This is a genomic window from Vibrio sp. MMG023, assembly GCF_021654215.1.
Classification (GTDB): Bacteria; Pseudomonadota; Gammaproteobacteria; order Enterobacterales; family Vibrionaceae; genus Vibrio; species Vibrio jasicida.
Window position 1 is genome coordinate 588544 of record NZ_JAKFZP010000004.1, and the last position, 21022, is coordinate 609565.

Genomic DNA, 21022 nt, shown 5'->3' on the forward strand with positions numbered 1-21022 from the left:
GAAATTACTTCACTTCTCGACAAATCAGACTCACCGCAATCGCCTGCGCCAAATACATGGAGCTGCTGAGCGAACGGAAGCCCATCAATTCGCCTTCTTGCACTTCAAAACAGACATCCATTTTGCTGCCATGAGGCGTCATTTGGTTATCAGTAATGCAGACAATCGGCACGTTCTTTTTGCAAGCATCATCAATCAGTTGGCTGGTTTCTTCCGCGTATGGATTGAAGGTGATAGCAAACAGAACATCTTTATCGTTCATTCGTCGAGTTAACGGAGACAACATGCCACCGTGATCATCCAAGAGCACGACACTCTTGTCAGATTTCATGAGGGCGTACCAAAGATAGAAAGCCACTGGGTAAGCGCGGCGAGTCCCCTGAATGTAGATGGTTTCAGCACCATCCATCAGAGCCACTGCACGTTCCAGCTTTTGAGGAGAGACCGACATTTGAAGCTGTTCTAATGCTTCAATGTTCGCGTGTCCGAAATCTTGGAAGATGGCTTGAGGCGAGTCATGCGGGACGTCCTCCATCTCACGAGCTTTACGAACGCGCTCTTTGTAATCTCTCGGGCGATTCAAATATTGATCGCGAAACAGTACTTGCATAGAAGTGAAGCCATCAAAGCCCATCGCATTAGAGAATCGACTCAAAGTCGACAGGGGGACGTTGGCTTGCTTGGCAATGGTCGCCATGGTTTCTACCGCCACCAGCATCGGCTGGTCGGTTACGAAATCCGCGACTTGCTGCAAACGCCCGCTCAAACTGTCGTAACGTTTTGCGATTAACTCTTTTAGTGTGTCTAAATCTGCAGGTGCTTTCACTTCAACATCCATAGTTATACTGCTCTCCTATCAATGAACGCTTGGAGATAGAGGCCCCTTATAGTAACAAAAGGGGCCGCTATTTTAAGATAATAATTCAAAGTTTCGTACCGCTTCTTCTTTCACATAAGGCATCGCCTTTTGCATGAAGTAAATACGGTCAAACTTTTGTGGTTCCTGGTTCATGTAATCGCGAAGATTATGACCCAGAGCCTGACGCAAACAGGTGCCAATATTGAACTTGGATACGCGGCTTTGCTTGAGCTTGAGCATGTCTTCATCACGGATACCACTCGAACCATGAATCACCAACGGCACCGCCACAGCATTTGCGATACGGTCTAAGCGACCAAAATCGATAGTACAAGTTGGCTCGGTTAAGCGGTGAACGTTGCCGACGGAAATTGCGACACAATCAACGCCACTTTCTTCTGCAAAGCGCGCCGCGTCTTCCGGTTCTGTGTAGATAGATTTTATGTGGTCGCGACCTTCTTCATAAGGCACCGAACCAATTTCACCCTCTACCGATGCTCCTAACGCATGCGCCACTTCCACGACTTTCTTGGTGCGAGCAATGTTCTCGTCCAACGTCAGTTGCGAGCCATCAAACATCACGGAACTAAACCCAGCTTTAAGCGCACGAAAGACGATGTCTTCTTCGTAAGTGTGGTCAAGGTGAAGCACAACAGGCACTGTGCTCTTGTGCGCTAGATTTAGGAACATCGCCGCAGCGGTTTCGACGCCATAAAAATCCACTACGTCTTTGTTGCAGGCTAAAATTACAGGTTTGTTCACTTGCTCTGCCGCTTCAACAACAGCACGTGCATCTTCAAAGCCGAACACATTAAAGCAAGGGACAGCGTAGTTAGACGCCGCAGCCTCTGGCAATAGGTCATTCAAATTTACCAACATGATGATTCCCCTACTTAAATTTCGCGATCATGTCTTTGATGCCAGGGATCGTTTCCACTTGGTATTCGTGGTGCGGATCGAAGTGCTGAATCAAAGATTTCTCTGTTTTGCCAACGATGATGGTGAAGTAATACATTTCGTAGCCCGGTGCCGCCACGCTTGGGTGATAGCCTTTGTCGATGGCGATCACTGAGCCCGTGCGCACGTGGTAAACCGGACCAAAGTCGTCTTCGTGCTCATATAGGAACTGCGCACCAAAGCCGAAGTCTGGGTTGAAGCGGAATTGGTACACTTCTTCGTAAAGGGTTTCTTTGCTACCGTCAGGCTTAACACGATCTTCATCGTGCTTATGTGGAGGGAAGCCAGACCAACCACCAGCCCCAACGGTGAATAGTTCACTCACTAATAAACGACCACGTTTATCTGCGTTGGATTGACCCAGCACGTGTTTGATCTTGCGGTGTGTTTTGGTGTCATCTGAACCGTACTGAACCATATCCACGGTCTCTTCGCGGACACAGAAAGGCTCCAGTGACGCTTCAAACTTACCACCCGCAATCATGACGTCAGCCTTGTCGCTCACACATTGAATGGTCGCACGGTAGCCAAGTGGTACATAAACCGCTTCTGGGTTGCCGTCCCAAACTGATTTACGCTTACCAATGTTGTCGAACGTTTCGCTCTCGCCGTCTTTCGTTACGGTGATGCTGCAAGTACCGCCAGCCAATACGATGACAGACTCATACCCTTCGATGACATGGTCAAAGGTTTCGTTCTGATTCAAGAACACTTGGTTGAAGTAACATAGCGGTGTTACTTCGTCGTTCGCACCAATAATTGGTTCATTCTTGTTATCAAATGGTGGAATGTGTTTTCCCATTTTTCTTTTCTCCTCACAGTTCGTTTGATAACGAGACTGTCCTATCCTTCTGAAAGTGGCTTAACAAAAAAGCCGGGCCACGATGGTGTGTACGCGCACTGTTTGGTTACCCTCAAGTGACATACCGGCCCGGGAGACCAAACGCGCAGCAATGTGGTGCCCGAAAGCACCAAACCGTGCTTAACTTCGCGTCTCAATAAAATCGAATAGTTGTTCCTTAGTTGGCATGGCCTCTGTGCAGCTGTGACCGCTGACATTAATCGCCGCTGCAGCCGTGCCGTTGCGTACGCCCTCTTCTAGCGAACCGCCAGTAACTAGCGTCCAAATCAGACCTCCGGCGAATGAGTCACCAGAGCCAAATGGTTTGTTGGCTTCGACTCGGAAAATGCCTTGCTCGAACTTATGACCGGTACGGTCGTACACTTTCGAGCCATGCTCACCAGCTTTCACCACCACCACTTGAGTGTTCTCTGTTATGAAGCGAGCCGCCGTTTGGTCATCATCGGTGTTTCCCGGAGCAATGACGGTTTCCATCATGTCGAATTCTTCACGGTTACCGATCACGATGTCTGAAAGACCCGCGGCAATGCCGTAGTAAATCGAAGCATCGGTATCCGTACGCCAAGAGTAAGGACGGTAATCGACATCCAACACCACTAAGGTATTGCTGCGGCGCGCATGCTGCATCGCAATCAAAGTGGCTTCACGGCTTGGGCTTTCCGACAATGCTGTTCCCGTGACCACCAAGACTTTTGAGCTAGCGATGTAAGCTGGGTCGATCTCTTCTGGTTTGATGGTCAAATCCGATGCGTTGTTGCGGTAGATAAGCACGGTGCAATCTTTTGGCTTCATCTCTGTGAATGCCACCGAAGTGCGCGAACCAGAATCATCGGTTCTCATGCCATCAAGGTTGATGCCTTGCTCCGTCATGTAACCTTTAACGTAACCACCGAATGCATCGTCAGCCACGCAGCCAATAAAGCCGACCTTACCGCCTAACTTGGCAATGCCCACCGCAATGTTCGCTGCTGAGCCACCAACGAATTTGTTGAAGCCAGAGATGTCCGCCATGTCGGTTTTAGCTTCGCGAGCGTAGAGATCTACGCCCGCACGTCCTAAAACGATGGCATCCAATGGTCGATTTGTTTCAAGTGCAATGTTTGTCATCGTCTGTTCCTATTATTTGTAATCAACCCAAGCGGCGTTCTGGTCTGCAGATTCCACACACTTCTCGCATAGGCGCACGCCTTCGATACCTGCATCGATTCCTGGGAACCAAATTTCAGACAGCGCTTGTTGGTCATCACGGTCCGCGGCATCAAATGCCAACGCGAAACGGTGGTACAAGTTCGCCCATGATTCGAAGTAACCTTCTGCATGGCCACCACCGACACGGTTAGAAGCCACACCCGGAGCATCTTGGTATAGGTAGCCCATGCCACGCTCTAGAATTCGTGGTGCTTCACCCTGCACTTCAAAACGAAGTTGGTTTGGTTGCTCATCCCACCATTCGATGGACGCTTTCGAACCGACGATGCGGATTTTTTGTTGGTGCATCGAACCTGCGTTCACTGCCGATGCCCAAAGCGTACCGACCGCGCCATCTTTGAATTGCATCATGATGTGAGCGTTATCTTCGAGCGGAGCACGTGACTTGATGAAGCTTTGACGCATGCAAGACAGACGGTCAATTTCAAGACCTGTCATCACTTCACACAGGTAGAAAGCGTGCGTACCTACATCGCCTAAAACATAAGTTGGACCTGAGACTTCTGGGCTGACGCGCCATTTCAAACCTGGATCGTTTTTCTCGTATTCTTCGTTGTGGAAACCGTGAGCAAACTGCATGTTCACCACACGAATCTCACCCAGATCACCACGCTTCACCATTTCACGCGCTTGCTGAACCATTGGGAAACCGCTGTAACCGTACATCACGCCAATCACGCGATTGCGCTCTGCTGCGATCTGTTTGAGCTCTTCTGCTTCTTCCGTCGTGAAGGTGATTGGTTTTTCACACACCACGTGTAAGTTAGCTTCCAGTGCCGCTTTGCAAATTTCGTAGTGGGTTGAGTTTGGTGTTGCTACCGAAACAGCTTGAATGCCATCTTCGCGTTGCGCTTCTTTCTCAAACATCTCTTTGTAATTTGTGTAGCAACGGTCGCCATCTAGACCTAAGTTCTCACCGAAATCACGACAACGATCCGCATCCAAATCGAATGCACCAGCGACCAATTTGAACAAACCATCGCGCTGCGCCGCATTACGGTGCGAGTAACCGATCTGACTGCCACGACCACCGCCGACCATTGCCCAACGGATTGGTTGTTCAAAATGACGTTCTTCATTAAACATGTTTGACTCCTTGATAGGCTCTTGTTTAAGAGCCTATAAATCGAATTGTTGAAATCTGTTTTAAAGCTGGATGTTTTGATACATAAATCGGTTTGGGATTAAACGCCGGCACGTTGCGCTGCTCTGCCTTCTTCCCATGCCGCCACTTTCTCTGCGGTGTCGTCATTGCGTGTCACTTGAGGAAGTCCCACTTCCCACCAGCAATCACACTTAGACCAAGCCATTGGCGATACTGGGTCGATGTCGACCACAATCACGTAAGTACGGTCGGCTTCTTTTGCGCGTTGGAATGCGTCATCAAACTGGTCGATTGAGGTCAACTTCTCGCTGATTGCGCCTTGCGCTTCGGCATGCTTAGCAAAGTCCACGCGAGCTACCTCGCCATCAGGACGGCGACAGTCTTCCAATAGGTTATTGAACGACTCGTTACCCGTATTGTTTTGCAGCTTGTTGATCACCGCGAAACCACCGTTATCGCATACCACGACAATCATCTTGTGACCCGTCAGAACTGACGAGTAGATGTCTGAGTTTTGAATCAGGTAAGAGCCATCACCGACGAGCACAACCACATCGTTATCTGGGTTCGCAACTTTCGCACCCCAGCCACCTGCGATTTCATAACCCATGCAAGAGAAGCCAAATTCAATGTCGAACTTACCAATTTGGTAGTTCTGCCAGTTCATCGCGAGCTCTGCTGGTAAGCCACCCGCTGCCGTAAGTACGGTGTCGCCCGGCTGCATAGATTTGTTGAGCTTGCCAATCACTTCTGCATAAGAAGACGTACCGTCGAGTAGGTCGCCTGGTTGAGGATGAGTACGGCGATGCACCACGGCCTTCCATTCATCCGCTTGCACTTTCGCCGTTACCGCCCATTCGTCACTGCTACGGAAATCACCCAGTAGGTTAGACAGCTCAACTAAGCCACGTTTTGCGTCTGCTTTAACTGGAATAGCGCGATGTTTAATGGCATCAAAGCGTGCGGTATTGATGGTAACCAGCTTCATATCGGGGTTCTTGAACACCGACCAAGAGCCTGTCGTGAAGTCTTGTAAGCGAGTACCCACCGCCAACACCACATCCGCATGCGCTGCCATGTAGTTTGCAGAGTCTGAACCGGTCACGCCGATTGGACCTGCGTTCAGAGGATTGTCTTGCAGCATCGTGGCACGACCGGCAATGGTCTCAACCACTGGGATGTTGTGTTTTTTCGCAAAGGCAGCCAACTCGTCCGTTGCTAGTGAGTAATGCACACCACCGCCAGAGATAACCAAAGGTTGTTTCGCGCTAAGCAGCGCCGCTTTTGCATCTTCTAGATCTGCCACTTCTGGCTCTGGACGACGAATGCGGTGTACTTTTTCTTGGAAGAAGACTTCAGGGAAATCGTAAGCCACGCCCTGAATATCTTGTGGTAAGCCGATAAACGCTGGACCACAGGTTTCTGGGTCAAGCATGGTGTCAATTGCCTGAGGCAATGAGTGCATCAATTGTGTTGGCGAGATAATACGATCCCAGTAACGTGTTAGCGGTTTGAACGCATCGTTACAAGTGATCGAAGGATCGTAGAAATTCTCTGGCTGTTGAAGCACAGGATCTGGCAGACGACTGACGTAAGCATCACCAGAAATCAAAAGCACTGGTAAGCGGTTTGTGTGCGCGATACCTGCTGCGGTAACCATATTGGTTGCACCCGGACCAATTGAACTGGTCGCGATGCCGATGCGACGACGTAAGTTCGCTTTGGCATACGCGATTGCCGCTGTTGCCATCGACTGCTCATTTTGACCACGCCAAGTCGGAATTTTGTCTTCGATGTTTTTTAGCTGTTGGCCAAAACACGTCACGTTACCGTGACCAAAGATGGCAAACGCCGCACCAAACAGCTGTTCTTTTTTACCATCAATTTCAATCATTTGTGCGGCTAGGTACTGAGCTAGCGCTTCTGCAACAGTTAGGCGTACAGTTTTCATTGTCTTCCCCGGTAGTATCAATCATTTTTGTAGCCACGTTGTCTCCGCGGCTTGATACAGGGGAGACGAATCTCCCCTTCCTTGCTTGTGCTCTTATAGGCCGTATTTCTTCGCGTAGCCTGTAATGTTCTCGTAAGCGGTTTTCGCGTACGTCAATGGGTGCGCTTTCGCTGGGTCTTGCTCTGCTTCAACCAACAACCAACCTTGGTAGTTGCGCTCTTTCAGTGCTGCAAATACGTCGTCGTAATCCACGTCACCTGTACCAGGAACAGTGAATACGCCATCAAGCACTGCGTTTAGGAATGACTTGTCTGCATCACGCGCGGCTTTCATCACTTCTAGGCGCAGATCTTTAAAGTGCATGTGGCCAATACGGTGCCCCCAACGTTTGATCATGGTCACTGGGTTACCACCACCGTAAGTGATGTGACCTGTATCTAGGGTTAGGTAAACGGCTTCGCCGGTGAATTCCATCATCATGTTGATGTCATCTTCCGTTTCACAGATGGTGCCGACGTGATGGTGGAAAGACAGCTTGATGTCGTGCTCGTTTAGAAGGTATTCCGCAACTTGAGTGAGTTTCGCGCAGTAGGTTTTCCACTCATCCATAGTAAGGATCACGCGTTGAGAAAGTGGCGTGTTGATGTCGCCGTGAACCGTGTTGCTCACTTCACCGAACACCATTGCTTTACAGCCAGCAGCCTTAAGCAATTTGATGTGCTCTTGCATCGCTGCGATTTCTTCTTCCGCAGTCAGCTTCATTAGGTTGCCGCTGTACCAGCCAGAAGCGAGCACTAGGCCATGTTTTTCTAGTAGAGGGATTAGAACTTCTGGCTCACGTGGGTACTTAGTACCTAGCTCTGTACCAGTGAAACCAGCTTCTGCCATTTCACTTAGACACGTTTCCAATGGGATATCGCCGCCTAATTCAGGCATATCATCGTTGGTCCAAGTCAGTGGGCTAATTCCATATTGCACGTTGCTCATTTTTATTCTCCGACAATGTTTGCGTTATTTAATAAATGTCGTGAAGTAAAAGCGTGTTTTTATCGATGCTTTTCTTTCACCAATTTCGTTTCACTGGAAATTACATTAGCGAAAAAAAGACAAATTGAAAAATATTTTTCAACCAAGGCAATCGATGTCATCAAATTGTTAAATCATGAAAAAAGCTAATAACCACGTGCCTTTCAAGCGAGTATGATCTGGATCTCGTTTATAATTTATCATTTAAAATCATAAAGTTAAACAAATCACATCAAATGAAAAATGTTTTTCATTATTTGATTTGGATAACACTTTAGGATAAAAAACGAACAGACACCTAGTCGAATAACAAAAGAGTAAATATGATTAAACCAACCGACAAATGAAAAATAATTTTCATACATCTAATAAACACAACAAGTCGGCAATATAGATATCCAATACTCGTACCCTACAAAGCGGAGTATTGGCCGCTACCCAACTGGCTCTTATTCGATGGTTAAGGGAAGGATTGGGGATCTAATAAAGGAAAAAACAATGGAAGCTACATCCAAGGCCGAAGCTCGAAAGCACAACCTCGCCTACATCATTAGGATTTGTTGTATCGCTGCACTCGGAGGCATCTTATTAGGTTACGACACTGCTGTTATCTCTGGGGCAATTGGACCAATCCGTGAATATTTCGGATTGTCAGCAGCACAAACCGGTTGGGCCGTATCCAGCGTTGTACTAGGAAGTATTATTGGCGCAGTAAGCGCAGGTTGGGCAGCCCTTAAATACGGTCGACGCAACACACTCTTTATCGCCGCTATCCTCTTTATCATTTCAGCCATCGGTTCTGCCCTCGCACAAACCTTTTCGTTCTATGTCATGCTCCGTATCGTAGGCGGTGTCGCGGTAGGTCTGGCTTGTGTGGTATCACCAATGTACATGTCGGAAGTCGCGCCAAAAGACTTCCGTGGGCGCGCGGTGAGCATGTTCCAGCAATCCGCGGTTATCGGTCAGACTGGCGTGTTCTACGTTAACTATTTAATTGCAAAAGGCATGTCCGAGGCTTGGCTCGTCGATCTCGGTTGGCGTTGGATGCTCGGGTCAGAAGTGATTCCAGCCGCGCTTTTCGCCATGTTGCTGTTCCTCATTCCAGAGTCACCACGTTGGCTGGTACTAAAAGGCAAAGTCGCCGAAGCAAAAGATACTCTCTCTCGAATTTCTAACCCGAAACACGCGGACCGCTTGATCAAAGAGATCCAAGAGTCGTTAGTAGAAAGTCATGGTGCGAAGAAGAACAAGGTCAGCCTGCGTTCGCCATTATTGTTCGCAATCTTGGTTATCGGTACGTTTGTCGCAGCAGCTCAGCAGCTAACCGGTATCAACGTGATCATGTACTACACTCCGGAGATCTTAAAACCAATCACAGGCTCTACTGAAAACGCGCTATTCCAAACCACTTTCGTGGGTATCGTATTTATCGGTGGTAACGCTTTGGGTATGTACCTGATCGATAAAGTCGGCCGCTTGCCACTGATGAAATACGGCACCTTTGGCTGTGCGTTCGGTATGTTCATCGTTGGCTACGTGCTTTACCAGCAAACGGAAGGTTACGCGGCGCTATTCGCACTTTGTCTGTACGTGGTGTCTTACGCGACCTCTTGGGGCTGCGCATGTTGGACTATGATTTCAGAAATCTTCCCGAACAGTATCCGCTCTCGTGCCATGGCTATCGCGGTCGGTGCACAATGGTTTACTGGCTTTATCGTGACGCAGTCATTCCCAATGCTCAATGAAAACGCCTACCTACAAGAGAACTTCAACGGTGCCTTTGCCTTCTGGTTATTCGGCGTGTTGTCACTCATTTGTATGTTCGTGGTCGTCAAGTATGTGCCTGAAACCAAAGGCGTCAGCTTGGAGAAAATGGAAGAAGCGATGGCGAAAAAACTGGGTAAAAAAGTATCTGGAACTGCGACTGAAGCACGTGCATAAGATAACTTAATGTTTTACAAAGGGAACAGGTGTTAGCACTTGTTCCCTTTTGCTTTTGGAGGCAAACCTCATGCTCGATAAAATGGCGTTCTTTGTCTATGTGATCCGCTCTGGGTCTATCTCCTCCGCAGCGCGTAAATTCAATATTTCAGTCTCCGCCGGAAGCCGCTGGCTGCAAGAGTTGGAACAACACTTCGGTACTACCCTATGCCGCCGCTCGAACCGATTATTGGAGGCCACTCAAGCAGGCCAAACCTTATATGAAGAGTTCTCTCCTCTTGTTGACAGCGCCGAGCGTATCAGCCGCAAATTAGAAAACTTCCAAGACAGCGAAAAAGGTCATATCAACATCGCGTGCACGCCCGTGTATGCCAATCACTACCTGATGGACAAAATCGCCGATTATTCCAAGCTTAACCCAAAGGTGACCTTCAACATCAACGTCACACCTTGGGCATTGGATCATGCCAGTACATGTGACCTGATGATCAGCGCTAACGCTAGCTTCCAAGGCTACCGTGAAAAAGATTTATTACTGGTGAAACGCGAGCTGATGCAGTGCCCGTTTATCGTCGTGGCTTCGCCGCAATATCTAGAAAAGCATGGCTTGCCTAGGCATCCAGAAGCACTACGAGACCACGCTTGCTTGATTGCAACCACACTGACAGGCAGCAATGATTGGATCTTCCGCCAAGGAATGGAAAACATGGTGCTGAAAGTGCCAAAAACAATTGAAGTGAATGACAGTGACCTGTTGCTCAGTGGCACCTTAAAGGGGGCAGGCGTCGCTTACTTACCGCAATTTGTCACCACAGAAGCAGTAGATAAAGGCGAGTTAGTACCGCTATTGGAAGAGTATGAGACCAGTATTTGGAGTTTGAATCTGTATTACCATTCACCGAAAGCCGCCTCTCCAGTGGCAATAAAGTTCAAAGAGTTCTTATTGGAAAAGCCTTGTTAGGGCGGATTGGATTTAAAACAATAAAGTGCTGACGCCATCGTAAGTCAGCTTGGCGCCTGAAAGAAACAAGAACAAGTAACAGAGCTGATAGATTCTTTCCTGACTTACGCGATGCAGAAGATACACGCCCATCTTAACGCCAACAGGCGCGAGTGGAATCAACACTAGCGCAGTCATCAAGTTAGTCGAATCAAACTCACCAAGCCAAATGTAAGGCACGAGTTTCGCCACATTCACTATGCCGAACAGCACCGCCATGGTCGCTATCAGGTTGATTTTAGGCAGTTTCAATGGCAGTAAATAAATACTCGCTGGACCGCCACCAGCATGAATTGCAGTACTGGAAAAGCCGCTCAGAGTACTCCAAATCCAAGCACCTAATTTCCCTGATTGAGAGGGTGAGTCACCACTTAGCCAATACTGAAAACAGAACAGCAAAGACAGCATGCCAACGGTGATCTTCAACCCCGACTCTGGGGTGATACTCAGAAATAAGCCCGCTAATACCACGCCAAGCAAAGCCCCAGGCAGCATGGTTTTAAGCACTCGAACATCGGCATTTCGATAATGATGACGCACCGCAAAGGCATCCATCACCAACAGAATGGGCAATAAAATCGCTGCGGCTTGTGTTGGCGGCACCACCAGCGCCATCATAGGAACAGCCAAAATGCCCAGTGCCCCACCGAGCCCACCTTTACCAATGCCATAGATTAACACCGCAGGAATCGCCAAAAGATAGAACCAAGGATCGCTGAGCATCATCGTCACCTTTTTAGAATCGAATATCGAACTACGCCACAATCTGAGCGAGATAATTGCGACTGCGTTTTAAATCACGCGAAACCTGACTCACGTCTGCGGTGCCGTGTTCATGCTCGACCACGATCCAACCTTGATAGTCGGCCGCCTTAAGTGCACTCATCACTTGTTGGAGCTTGATATCGCCATCCCCTAGTGGCGTAATCAGCCCTTTGCTGTAAGCATCGACCCACTCCAACTTATCGCGAATAGCTAACCTCAATTTATCCGTCGAGATATCTTTAACATGAATATGCTCGATGCGTGATCCGTACTGACGAATGATCCCTAGCGGGTCCATCCCATCTAAAAACACATGCCCGATATCAATGCATAATCCCAGTTTGGTCCCGGGAATCTGACTCATGACAAAATCGATCTCGTCTTTATAACTGATGTAACCGCCGATGCCCGGGTGAAGTAAACAACGCAAACCATATTGGCTAGCCACGCTAATGATACGTTCAAGGTTGGCAATCATGGTTCGTTTACTTTCCATTTTCAAACGCGGCGCAGTGACGCTTTGTCCGATATAGCCATAGCGCTCTGCATGAATGCCTTCCATCACCAGCAAGTTCTTTACACCCAATGCATCCAAACGCTGACAAACGGTTTCGACTTCTTCCAAAATGGCAGGCATGTTTGCAGAATCGCAAAATGGCACTTGTACCTTGCCTGCGCACACCTGCAATCCACGTACGCGAAACGCACTTTTCAGCAGTTCAGGATCTTCAGGGAAGAAGCCATCCGGCCCCAATTCGATACCACGAAAGCCACTGTCACTTGCATCCATTAACACCTTTCCCCAGCTTGGGTTGGTCGCATGAGATGCCTCTTCCACTCCCCAGCAACATGGGGCGCAAGCAATACGATCAAGCATGTGTTTTTCTCCTAAGTTGATTTCCTTTCACCTTAAGATTGGTAAGGGTAAATGTTCGTGATTTGCGCCTCGTTTGTACTTTGCATTTTCGCAAAGCGGCTTTGAATTCCTGGCTATATCGCGAGCACATCGCACTCCCTACACTGGTTGTGACAGAACGATTACGGAGTAAACAGCGGTATGGAACGAATCTTTATTGTGGCGGCAAAGCGCACCCCAATTGGCAGCTTTAATGGCTCGTTAGCGTCATTGTCTGGTGTGGAATTAGGTGCTCATGCCATCAAGGCAGCCTTGGAGCAAGTGGACATCGCACCAGAACAAATCGATGAAGTGATTGTGGGCAACGTACTGACTGGAGGCACAGGCATGGGACCGGGTCGCCAAGCCGCAATGAAGGCAGGCATTCCAGAATCCGTTCCCGCTTACACCCTCAATATGATTTGTGGCAGTGGCATGAAAGTCATCATGGACGGTGCAAGCCACATCCGAGCGAGCGATGCTGAGTTAGTGCTTACTTGCGGTATGGAGAGCATGTCTAACGCACCTTATGTCTCTTCTGGTCAGATTCGTCGCGGCTATCGCATGGGTCATCAACTCCAGGAAGACAGCATCATCAAAGACGGTTTGACGGACGCCTTCCACAACTACCACATGGGTGTTACGGCAGAAAATATCGCCAAACAATTCCAAATCAGCCGAGAAGACCAAGATGCCTTTGCCTTACAAAGCCAACGTAAAGCAGTCAGCGCGATAGAAAGTGGTCATTTTGAAGCGGAAATTGCGCCAATTACTATTGTGGATCGCAAACGCAAATTCGAAGTGAAAAACGACGAATATCCGAAAGCCGACAGCACCTTTGAAGGCTTACAAACGCTGCGCCCTGCATTCGATAAAGAAGGCAGCGTTACCGCAGGCAATGCATCCGGTATTAACGATGGTGCATCCGCAATTTTGCTCGCTTCCGAAAGCGCAGTGAAACGCCATAACCTCAAGCCACTGGCAGAACTCGTCGAATATGGACAAGGTGCTATCGCTCCAGAAGTGATGGGCCTAGGTCCGGTGTCTGCAATTGCCAATACCTTAGCCAAAGCCGAAATGGCGATTGAAGATATCGACGTTTTTGAGCTTAACGAAGCCTTTGCAGCGCAAGCGCTTGGCGTGGTTCGCTCGCTTACTGAGCAACACAATATCGATGAAGCATGGCTGCTAGAACGCAGTAACTTAAGTGGCGGTGCCATTGCACTGGGTCACCCAATCGGCGCATCCGGTAACCGCATTGTGACCACCTTGGTTTATCAACTGCAACGCACACGCCGCGATTACGGTTTGGCATCACTTTGTATTGGCGGCGGCATGGGCACGGCGTTGATTTTAAAACGTTGCTAGAAGGAATCTCTCATGGACACGAAAAACATGAAAAAAGCAGCCACTACAGAGCAAATTGAAGACCTGCTACACGATGGCATGACCATCATGATTGGTGGCTTTATGGCGACGGGGGCCCCAGAGCGTTTGATTGACTTGCTGATCAAAAAGGACATCAAAGACATTACCTTAATCAGTACCGACACAGGCTCACCGGGTCGTGGCTCTAGTCGACTTATTGCGGAAAAACGGGTGAAGAAACTGTATGCCTCACACATCGGCACCAACCCCGAGACTGGCAAGCAGATGAACGAAGGCACACTTGAAGTGGAACTGGTTCCTCAAGGTTCATTGGCAGAGCGCATTCGCAGTGCAGGCGCTGGTTTGGGTGGCGTACTAACACCAACAGGACTTGGCACCATAGTCGCAGAGAACAAACGCGTAATTGAAGTTGATGGCAAACAATATCTCTTAGAAATGCCACTGAAGGCCGACTTAGCGCTGATTCGTGGTTCTAAAGTTGACCGTCGAGGCAACGTTTTTTACAGCAAAACCACTCAAAACTTTAACCCTTTAATGGCAACTGCGGCAGAAACCGTGGTGGTGGAACCAGAGCAGATTGTGGAATTGGGCGACATTGAACCCGAAGCCGTGCATACCCCAAGTTTGTACGTCGATTACATCTTAGTGGAGGACAACTAATGACTGCACAATTAGATAAAGAAGTCGTTCGCCGCCGCATTGCATGGCGCGTTGCTCAAGAGATGCAAGATGGCGACATCGTTAACCTAGGGATCGGCCTACCAACGCTGGTTGCCAATGAAGTAGACAAAGACGTCGAGCTACTACTGCAAGCAGAAAATGGCTTAATTGGCATTGATAAACTGGCATCAGAGGCAGAGGTCGACCCTGACCTGGTCAATGCAGGCGGGCAGAACATCACTGCAATCGCGGGGTCATGTTATTTCAACAGCGCCGACTCTTTTGCCATCATTCGTGGTGGTCACGTGGATTCAACCGTGCTTGGTGCGCTGCAAGTGGATGAACGTGGCAATCTTGCCAACTGGATCATTCCGGGCAAAATGGTCCCGGGAATGGGCGGTGCAATGGATCTTGTGGTCGGCGCAAAGAAAGTGATTGTCGCCATGGAACACACAGTGAAAGGCAATCCTAAACTGCTCAAGCATTGCACTTTACCGCTGACCGCCGTGGGTCAGGTGGATTTGATTGTTACCGAGATGGGTGTATTCGAGATCACCGATAAAGGCATGATGTTAACCGAACTTGCACCAGAGTTTTCCATTGAAGAAGTACAAGCGGCGACGGAAGCTCAACTGATTGTATCGCCTAACCTTATTCCAATGCAGACACCAAATTAACTCTAAATGCAAGAGGAGCAATATGCTCCTCTCTTCATAATTTGATCGTTCTTCAAGTTTGTGTCAGGTTTTTCTGAAACACGCAGTTTGCCCTTAAAATTCCCTCAAACCATGCGTAGAATCCCGCCCTGTTATGCGCATGGTTGAGTTGTATTTAGGGTAAAAACCAATGAGATTGTTGTCTGGATTTTCGTCAAAAGAGTGGCTGCTAACGGCTGTCGTGCTCGGAGGCTTAACTGCGTATGCCGTTTATCACTCCAATCAACGAACTTCTGATGCCCGCACAGCCGCCATTCAAGTAATCTTTGCCGACATGCAGTATCACGTTTCTATTCTCAATCAGAATGCGAAAGCCTTTAAGCAAGACCAAGGGGCCGACCAGTGCGTCTTAACCGCTGCTGGGTATCAAGAGTTTTACAATGGCTACCCAGAAACCCAAAGTGAGTGCGGTGAGCAGGTCAGCTTCTTCGATAACCTAACCATCACCGATGAGATGAAACAGACAGATTTAGTCTTCATCGAAAACAATCAATACTCTATGGTTGGGTATGGCAATGACGAATCACCAGAAGCGCTCATGGCTGGCAAGTGCTACGCGTATTACCGCTTGGACGGAAAAGGGGATGATGGACACAGCTTTAAGGTAGACACCTCTCGCTGTTAGGGCAGACTTAACGTTGTGGTTGTGTAGTACAGCTATAGAAATCAAAAAGGGAGCGTTGTGCTCCCTTTTTGGCTATTTTCAACCTGAGTTTACACTTGGCTGAGTGTCACTTCTTGCAATGGGAAGTGCGCACTTGGCTCTACAAACTCTTGTTGCGCTGCGATGGTTTGAAGTTCCCATTCGCCCGCCTGGTAAGTCGCGTTAAGTACGCCATAGCAAGCGTCGTGGCAGTGTTGGAAGGCTTGTTTTGGCGTCCAACCTTTCAACAGGCCAGCGGTGAAGATCGCCGAGATCAAATCGCCAGCGCCTACAGGTGCTTTGGCAAATTCAAAATGAGGACGCTTCGCTAGGTAAGTGCCTTCTGGTGTCGCAAGCAGCATATTGAAGCTTTCATCTGACAGACAGTAAAGGTGCTTCACCAACACCACTTTAGGGCCTTTTGCTAGCGCACGCTGACAAGCATTGATTGCGTCATCCAACGTGTGAATTTCCATCTCTGCAAATTGGCTTAGCTCGAACTGGTTAGGCACGATCACATCCGCCATTGGCATGAGACGATTCAACAAGTTTTCTGCGATACCCGGCGCAACAATACAGCCTTTGTCTGGCGCGCCCATCACTGGGTCACACACGTAAAGCGCTTCTGGATTCGCTTGTTTAACTTTAGTGACGGTATCTTCTACTGCCAGACATTGCTCAGCACTGCCTTGGTAACCCGTCAGAACCGCTTGGCACTTCTCTAGCGCGCCAATGTTGCCAAGACCACGAACTAATTCGCTGATGTCATCAGCCGAAAACGCACGACCCGTCCAGCCTTCTTGATACTGGGTGTGGTTAGAAAATTGAACCGTGTGAATAGGCCACACTTCGAAACCCATGCGTTGCATTGGGAAAACGGCACTGCTGTTACCAGCGTGACCAAAAGAAACATGAGATTGTATAGAGAGGATACCTTGCATAGTACCAGACCTCTTCTTGTTGTTATCAATAGTTCAAAGACAGCGGCGAGCGCCAGATTTGCGAAACCAGTAGTGTATCCGACAAACCAAGATTCTCTAACTCAATTCTAGCCTTCTTCGCTGGAATCGGTTGGAGAACTGGTTTTCAGTACCATTTTCTTAATTTCCATTTTGTCTTTATTGAGCGCAATTTCGAGGGTGTCCCCTTCCCTTATCCCGAGCTCGCTCAGGATCACGCTTGGAATGACTACGACGGTATCGTCACCGATCTTAACAGGTTGGCTAATCATCTTTCGTCCCCCAATTGTCGAAAATGAGTTTTCACGTTACGAATGGCGAGTAACTTTCTTTTGTGTCCTTAATCTGCCAAATGGATAAAACAAAAGAGCCCTCCACACCGCGTATGGGAAGGCTCGATTGAAAAAACTTAGTTCACTAGCGGTTCATGCTTAGAGGCAATCAGACCATAAGCGCTCCAACCTAGGAAGGTAACGATAGAGCCCCACATCATGGCTTCATAGCCAGAGCCGTACAACGCGTAGAAGCTGTAGAGAGAGCCAACCAAAGCGATGATGTTGGTGGTTTTCATTTCTCGGTCAGGTACATGCGCCACTTTTTGCATGATGAAAATCGCCCCCATACATAGAATGTAAGGAATAACGTTAGTCACAACCGCAAGGTTAACCAATGCTTCAAACTGCTCGTTCAACGTCGGAGAGATCGTCATAAGCGACAAGACGGATTGAATGACTGTAATAGCAAGCATACCTTTGATTGGCGTACCGCGTTTATCAACTTCTGAGAACAGTTTCGGGAAGAAGCCCGCATCTGAAGACGATTTAAATACCGACGCGATGGTGAACTGCCAACCAAGTAGTGAACCTGCACAAGCTAGCACTGCCATGCCCGCAACCACTTTCCCTGCCGTAGAACCTAGCATTACTGTCCAAACTGTTGAGAATGGCGCCGTAGAAGCAGCAAGCTCAGAGTTCGCCACGATACCAGAACAGATGTTGGTTGAAACAATGTAAACCACTGCCGCGATCAGCGTACCGCCCAATACTGCGATTGGAACGTTCTTCTCTGGGTTTTCTACCGCTTCTGAGTTTGCACAAGCCGATTCAAGGCCTAGGAATGCCCAAAGTGTCATCGCGATCGACGCACTTACCGCTTCACCAAATGGTAGGTGGTGTGGGTTCCACGCTTCGATGTACATGGTTGGGCTGAAGTAGAACCAACCAACAATGCCCAAAGAACAGACAGGAAGGATAACGCCCCAAACCGTAAACGAGCCGATTTGACCTGTGATCTTCGCACCACCAAAGTTAGCGAAGGTACAAATCCAAAGGATAGCGATGGTGTACAGACAGGTTTCTACTGGCGACAAAGTCACTTCAAAAAACGCTGAGCCGTAACCGACACAGGTAATGGCGATTGCGATATTGGCAATCAATAATGATAAGCCGTAGGTCCAACCCGCCATAAACGCACCCGATTTACCAAACGCGTACGACGCATAACCGTTCATACCACCGTCACGTTTGCTAAAGCGACCACATTTTGCGAACACATACGCGAGAGCCAAAGAGCCAGCAGCCGTAATCAACCAAGACAAAATCGAAATGGTGCCTACTTGCGCTAGCTTACTTGGCAGCATAATGATGCCCGAGCCAGCCATGTTAATGAACGTCAGAATGGTAAGCTGCACCACCGACATTTTTTTGGTTTCAGTACTCATAAATTATTCTCCACGAATAAACGGTTCGCACCGCGGTTTTCACGCACGGTGCGAACGGGTAGATTAATCTTTTAGGGCGTAGCAATGGGCGGTGGTGCGGCCATTGACGTCTTCTAGGTATACACCTTGGATCTCTGGTGCAAAGCCTGGGAATCGGTTGATGCCTTCTTCTAGAGACAAGAAATAGTCGACAACGTGCTGTGTCCAAACCTCACCAGTGATCACACAGATAATGCCAGGAGGGTAAGGAAGCGCGCCTTCTGCTGCGACACGGCCTACCGCTTCTTTAAGTGGTAAGTAATCACACTCTCCACGGAAGTATTTGCGTGTTGCCACATCTGGTTTGTGCACCATGGTTGGGAAGTATTCACTACGGAACATCGCTTTTTGTAGCTGTTTCACATTCAGCTCTTTGTACATGTCATGCATTTCCTGACATAGCTGACGGATGGTGTAGCCGCGGTAGCGTTCTTTGTTTGCTTCATAAACGCGAGGCAGCACGATGTTTAGCGGTGCATCATCACGAATGAACTTCTCGAAGCGGTTGATTTGCGCCACAAGATGACGGATCTTGCCCATATCTTCTGCTGGAGTAAGCAGGAACAAGATAGAGTTCAAATCACACTTCTCAGGAATGATGCCGTTTTCGCGTAGGAAGTTAGCCAATAACGTTGCAGGAATACCAAAGTCTGCGTAGCTACCATCTTCTGCAATACCAGCTGTGGTTAGTAGCAATTTACAAGGGTCAACGAAGTACTGACCTTCACCGTAGCCTTCGAATTTATGCCAGCTTGCATTTGGCTCGAACATGAAGAACTTCTTATTGGTTGCGATAAGATCGGTGTCGTAGCTACCCCATGGCTGGCCTTCAACTTCATCCGGAATGAATGGACGGATCAACTCACAACTTTTCAGGATTTCTTTACGTGCTTCGATACCTATCTTAACTGCATCTCGCCATAGACGTAGACCTGCTTCACCATCGTGGATCTTCGCGTTCACATCTAGAGCAGAGAACAGCGCGTAGAATGGTGAGGTTGACGCATGCATCATAAACGCGTTGTTGAAGCGTTTGTGGTTACAGTAGCGAGCCTGACCTTTAATATGGTGGTCTTTTTTATGGATTTGCGAGGTTTGAGAGAAGCCAGCCTGTTGCTTGTGAACAGACTGAGTCACTATCACACCCGCATCTTCTGGTTTCAGATCCAGTAGCAATGGAGAACAGTCTTTCATCATAGGAATGAACTGCTCGTAGCCTACCCATGCAGAGTCAAATAGGATGTAATCACAAAGATGACCAATCTTATCCATCACGTAACGCGCGTTGTAGATCGTACCGTCATAAGTACCTAACTGAATGATCGCAAGACGGAATGGACGTTCATCACGCGCACGCTCTGGTGATACTTTCGCAATTTGAGCACGAATGTATTCTTCATCAAAACAGTGCTCATCCATACCACCGATAAAACCCCAAGGGTTACGTGCCGTTTCTAGATAAACTGGCGTACCGCCCGCTTGAATTAACGCACCGTGGTGGTTTGATTTGTGGTTGTTACGGTCAAACATCACCAAGTCGCCCTCGGTCACTAACGCGTTACAAACCACTTTGTTTGAAGCCGAAGTACCGTTGAGTACGAAGTAGGTTTTGTCGGAGTTGAACACTTTTGCTGCGTGCGCTTGAGCTTGGTGAGCAGAACCTTCGTGGATCAGCAAGTCACCTAAATCAACATCCGCGTTACACAAGTCACTGCGGAATAGGTTTTCACCGAAGAAATCGTAGAACTGTTTACCCGCTGGGTGTTTTTTGAAGAACTGACCGCCTTGGTGTCCTGGGCAGTCGAATGCAGAATTGCCCATTTCCACATAGTGAGTCAATTGTTTGAAGAAAGGCGGTAATAGGCGGCATTCGTACTTGGTCACCGCTTCATTGATTTGACGACCGTAGTATTCAATTGATTGTCTTTCTAGATCAATAACGCCGGTTAACCAGACATAATCGTCGGCGGAGACCGGATTTTCATCTGTTACTAAGAAGACCGGGATACCATAACCCGTCTCAGAAATAATTTTGTGCAGACCAGCCTTAATATCTGAAGAAGTAATAATTGCAGCGCCAACGTCAGTTAATTCGACATGCTCTAGCGGTTTTAAAGTTCGGTTAAATTGTTCATCCAAAGATTCAGATAATAAACTGAAGTCTTCTGGCATGTAATTACTAACACCGATAATTAAACGTTTCATTGAAATATCTCTTATTTGTTCTGTAAAAACGATAAGACAGATATTACAAATGGATTTAATATTTAAAATTAAAAAACCAAATTTCGTGATTATTCGTTCATATTTATAACTCTTATTTTCT

General features: G+C 48.2%; 19 protein-coding genes. 6 read left to right on the forward strand and 13 right to left on the reverse strand.

Going from position 1 to position 21022, the window contains the following annotated elements; all coding sequences use genetic code 11:
• Positions 1-4: 4 nt before the first annotated feature.
• From L1076_RS16130 to iolE, 7 genes are all read right to left on the reverse strand, one after another.
• Positions 5-838, reverse strand: coding sequence for a MurR/RpiR family transcriptional regulator (locus L1076_RS16130; protein WP_005437844.1), 834 nt, complete (start codon positions 836-838; stop codon positions 5-7).
• A gap of 72 nt (positions 839-910) precedes the next feature.
• Entirely contained in the window at positions 911-1738 is an 828-nt protein-coding gene (locus tag L1076_RS16135) for a class II fructose-bisphosphate aldolase (RefSeq protein WP_005437843.1), read from the reverse strand.
• Positions 1739-1748: 10 nt separating this feature from the next.
• Entirely contained in the window at positions 1749-2618 is an 870-nt protein-coding gene (locus L1076_RS16140) for a 5-deoxy-glucuronate isomerase (protein WP_045405835.1), read from the reverse strand.
• A 180-nt stretch (positions 2619-2798) separates the two neighbouring features.
• Positions 2799-3785, reverse strand: a complete 987-nt coding sequence (gene iolC, locus L1076_RS16145) for a 5-dehydro-2-deoxygluconokinase (RefSeq protein ID WP_237304005.1) — start codon at positions 3783-3785, stop codon at positions 2799-2801.
• 12 nt (positions 3786-3797) lie between these two features.
• On the reverse strand, positions 3798-4973 hold the full coding sequence (locus L1076_RS16150; protein WP_237304006.1) for a Gfo/Idh/MocA family oxidoreductase: 1176 nt from the start codon (positions 4971-4973) through the stop codon (positions 3798-3800).
• A 98-nt stretch (positions 4974-5071) separates the two neighbouring features.
• Positions 5072-6943: a 3D-(3,5/4)-trihydroxycyclohexane-1,2-dione acylhydrolase (decyclizing) gene (iolD, locus tag L1076_RS16155; RefSeq protein ID WP_237304007.1), complete on the reverse strand. Its 1872-nt coding sequence runs from the start codon at positions 6941-6943 to the stop codon at positions 5072-5074.
• 93 nt (positions 6944-7036) lie between these two features.
• Positions 7037-7930 carry a myo-inosose-2 dehydratase gene (iolE, locus tag L1076_RS16160; protein ID WP_042600558.1) on the reverse strand — a complete coding sequence of 298 codons (894 nt, stop codon included), beginning with the start codon at positions 7928-7930 and terminating at the stop codon, positions 7037-7039.
• A 537-nt stretch (positions 7931-8467) separates the two neighbouring features.
• On the opposite strand from iolE, the gene L1076_RS16165 reads away from it, so the two are divergent.
• Both L1076_RS16165 and L1076_RS16170 read left to right on the forward strand, forming a co-directional pair.
• Entirely contained in the window at positions 8468-9910 is a 1443-nt protein-coding gene (locus L1076_RS16165; RefSeq protein WP_038881291.1) for a sugar porter family MFS transporter, read from the forward strand.
• A 70-nt stretch (positions 9911-9980) separates the two neighbouring features.
• Positions 9981-10871 carry a LysR family transcriptional regulator gene (locus L1076_RS16170; protein ID WP_237304008.1) on the forward strand — a complete coding sequence of 297 codons (891 nt, stop codon included), beginning with the start codon at positions 9981-9983 and terminating at the stop codon, positions 10869-10871.
• Positions 10872-10883: 12 nt separating this feature from the next.
• Here the strand turns inward: L1076_RS16170 and L1076_RS16175 are convergent, their stop codons facing one another.
• Both L1076_RS16175 and L1076_RS16180 read right to left on the reverse strand, forming a co-directional pair.
• Positions 10884-11633: a sulfite exporter TauE/SafE family protein gene (locus L1076_RS16175; protein WP_237304067.1), complete on the reverse strand. Its 750-nt coding sequence runs from the start codon at positions 11631-11633 to the stop codon at positions 10884-10886.
• A 31-nt stretch (positions 11634-11664) separates the two neighbouring features.
• Entirely contained in the window at positions 11665-12552 is an 888-nt protein-coding gene (locus tag L1076_RS16180) for a TIM barrel protein (protein ID WP_237304009.1), read from the reverse strand.
• Between the two features lie 180 nt (positions 12553-12732).
• Here L1076_RS16180 and L1076_RS16185 point away from each other — a divergent pair, with 180 nt between their 5' ends.
• The 4 genes from L1076_RS16185 (at position 12733) to L1076_RS16200 (ending at position 15960) form a co-directional block, all read left to right on the forward strand.
• Positions 12733-13938 (forward strand): acetyl-CoA C-acetyltransferase, encoded by a 1206-nt coding sequence (locus L1076_RS16185; protein ID WP_237304010.1) that lies wholly within the window; start codon positions 12733-12735, stop codon positions 13936-13938.
• Positions 13939-13965: 27 nt separating this feature from the next.
• Positions 13966-14619, forward strand: coding sequence for a CoA transferase subunit A (locus L1076_RS16190; RefSeq protein WP_033005678.1), 654 nt, complete (start codon positions 13966-13968; stop codon positions 14617-14619).
• Positions 14619-15296, forward strand: coding sequence for a 3-oxoacid CoA-transferase subunit B (locus tag L1076_RS16195; protein ID WP_237304011.1), 678 nt, complete (start codon positions 14619-14621; stop codon positions 15294-15296). Before L1076_RS16190 ends, L1076_RS16195 begins: the two co-directional genes overlap by 1 nt.
• A gap of 169 nt (positions 15297-15465) precedes the next feature.
• Positions 15466-15960, forward strand: coding sequence for a type IV pilin (locus L1076_RS16200; RefSeq protein ID WP_237304012.1), 495 nt, complete (start codon positions 15466-15468; stop codon positions 15958-15960).
• Positions 15961-16049: 89 nt separating this feature from the next.
• On the opposite strand, the gene pdxY is transcribed toward L1076_RS16200, so the two are convergent.
• From pdxY to speF, 4 genes are all read right to left on the reverse strand, one after another.
• A complete protein-coding gene (gene pdxY, locus L1076_RS16205) occupies positions 16050-16919 on the reverse strand; it encodes a pyridoxal kinase PdxY (RefSeq protein WP_237304013.1) in 870 nt (289 codons plus the stop codon).
• Between the two features lie 107 nt (positions 16920-17026).
• The gene (locus L1076_RS16210) at positions 17027-17209 is read right to left on the reverse strand and encodes an AbrB/MazE/SpoVT family DNA-binding domain-containing protein (RefSeq protein ID WP_038868933.1); all 183 of its coding nucleotides are present in this window, start codon (positions 17207-17209) and stop codon (positions 17027-17029) included.
• A 137-nt stretch (positions 17210-17346) separates the two neighbouring features.
• Positions 17347-18657 carry a putrescine-ornithine antiporter gene (gene potE, locus L1076_RS16215; protein WP_038868932.1) on the reverse strand — a complete coding sequence of 437 codons (1311 nt, stop codon included), beginning with the start codon at positions 18655-18657 and terminating at the stop codon, positions 17347-17349.
• Positions 18658-18720: 63 nt separating this feature from the next.
• A complete protein-coding gene (gene speF / locus L1076_RS16220) occupies positions 18721-20901 on the reverse strand; it encodes an ornithine decarboxylase SpeF (protein ID WP_237304014.1) in 2181 nt (726 codons plus the stop codon).
• Positions 20902-21022: the final 121 nt, after the last annotated feature.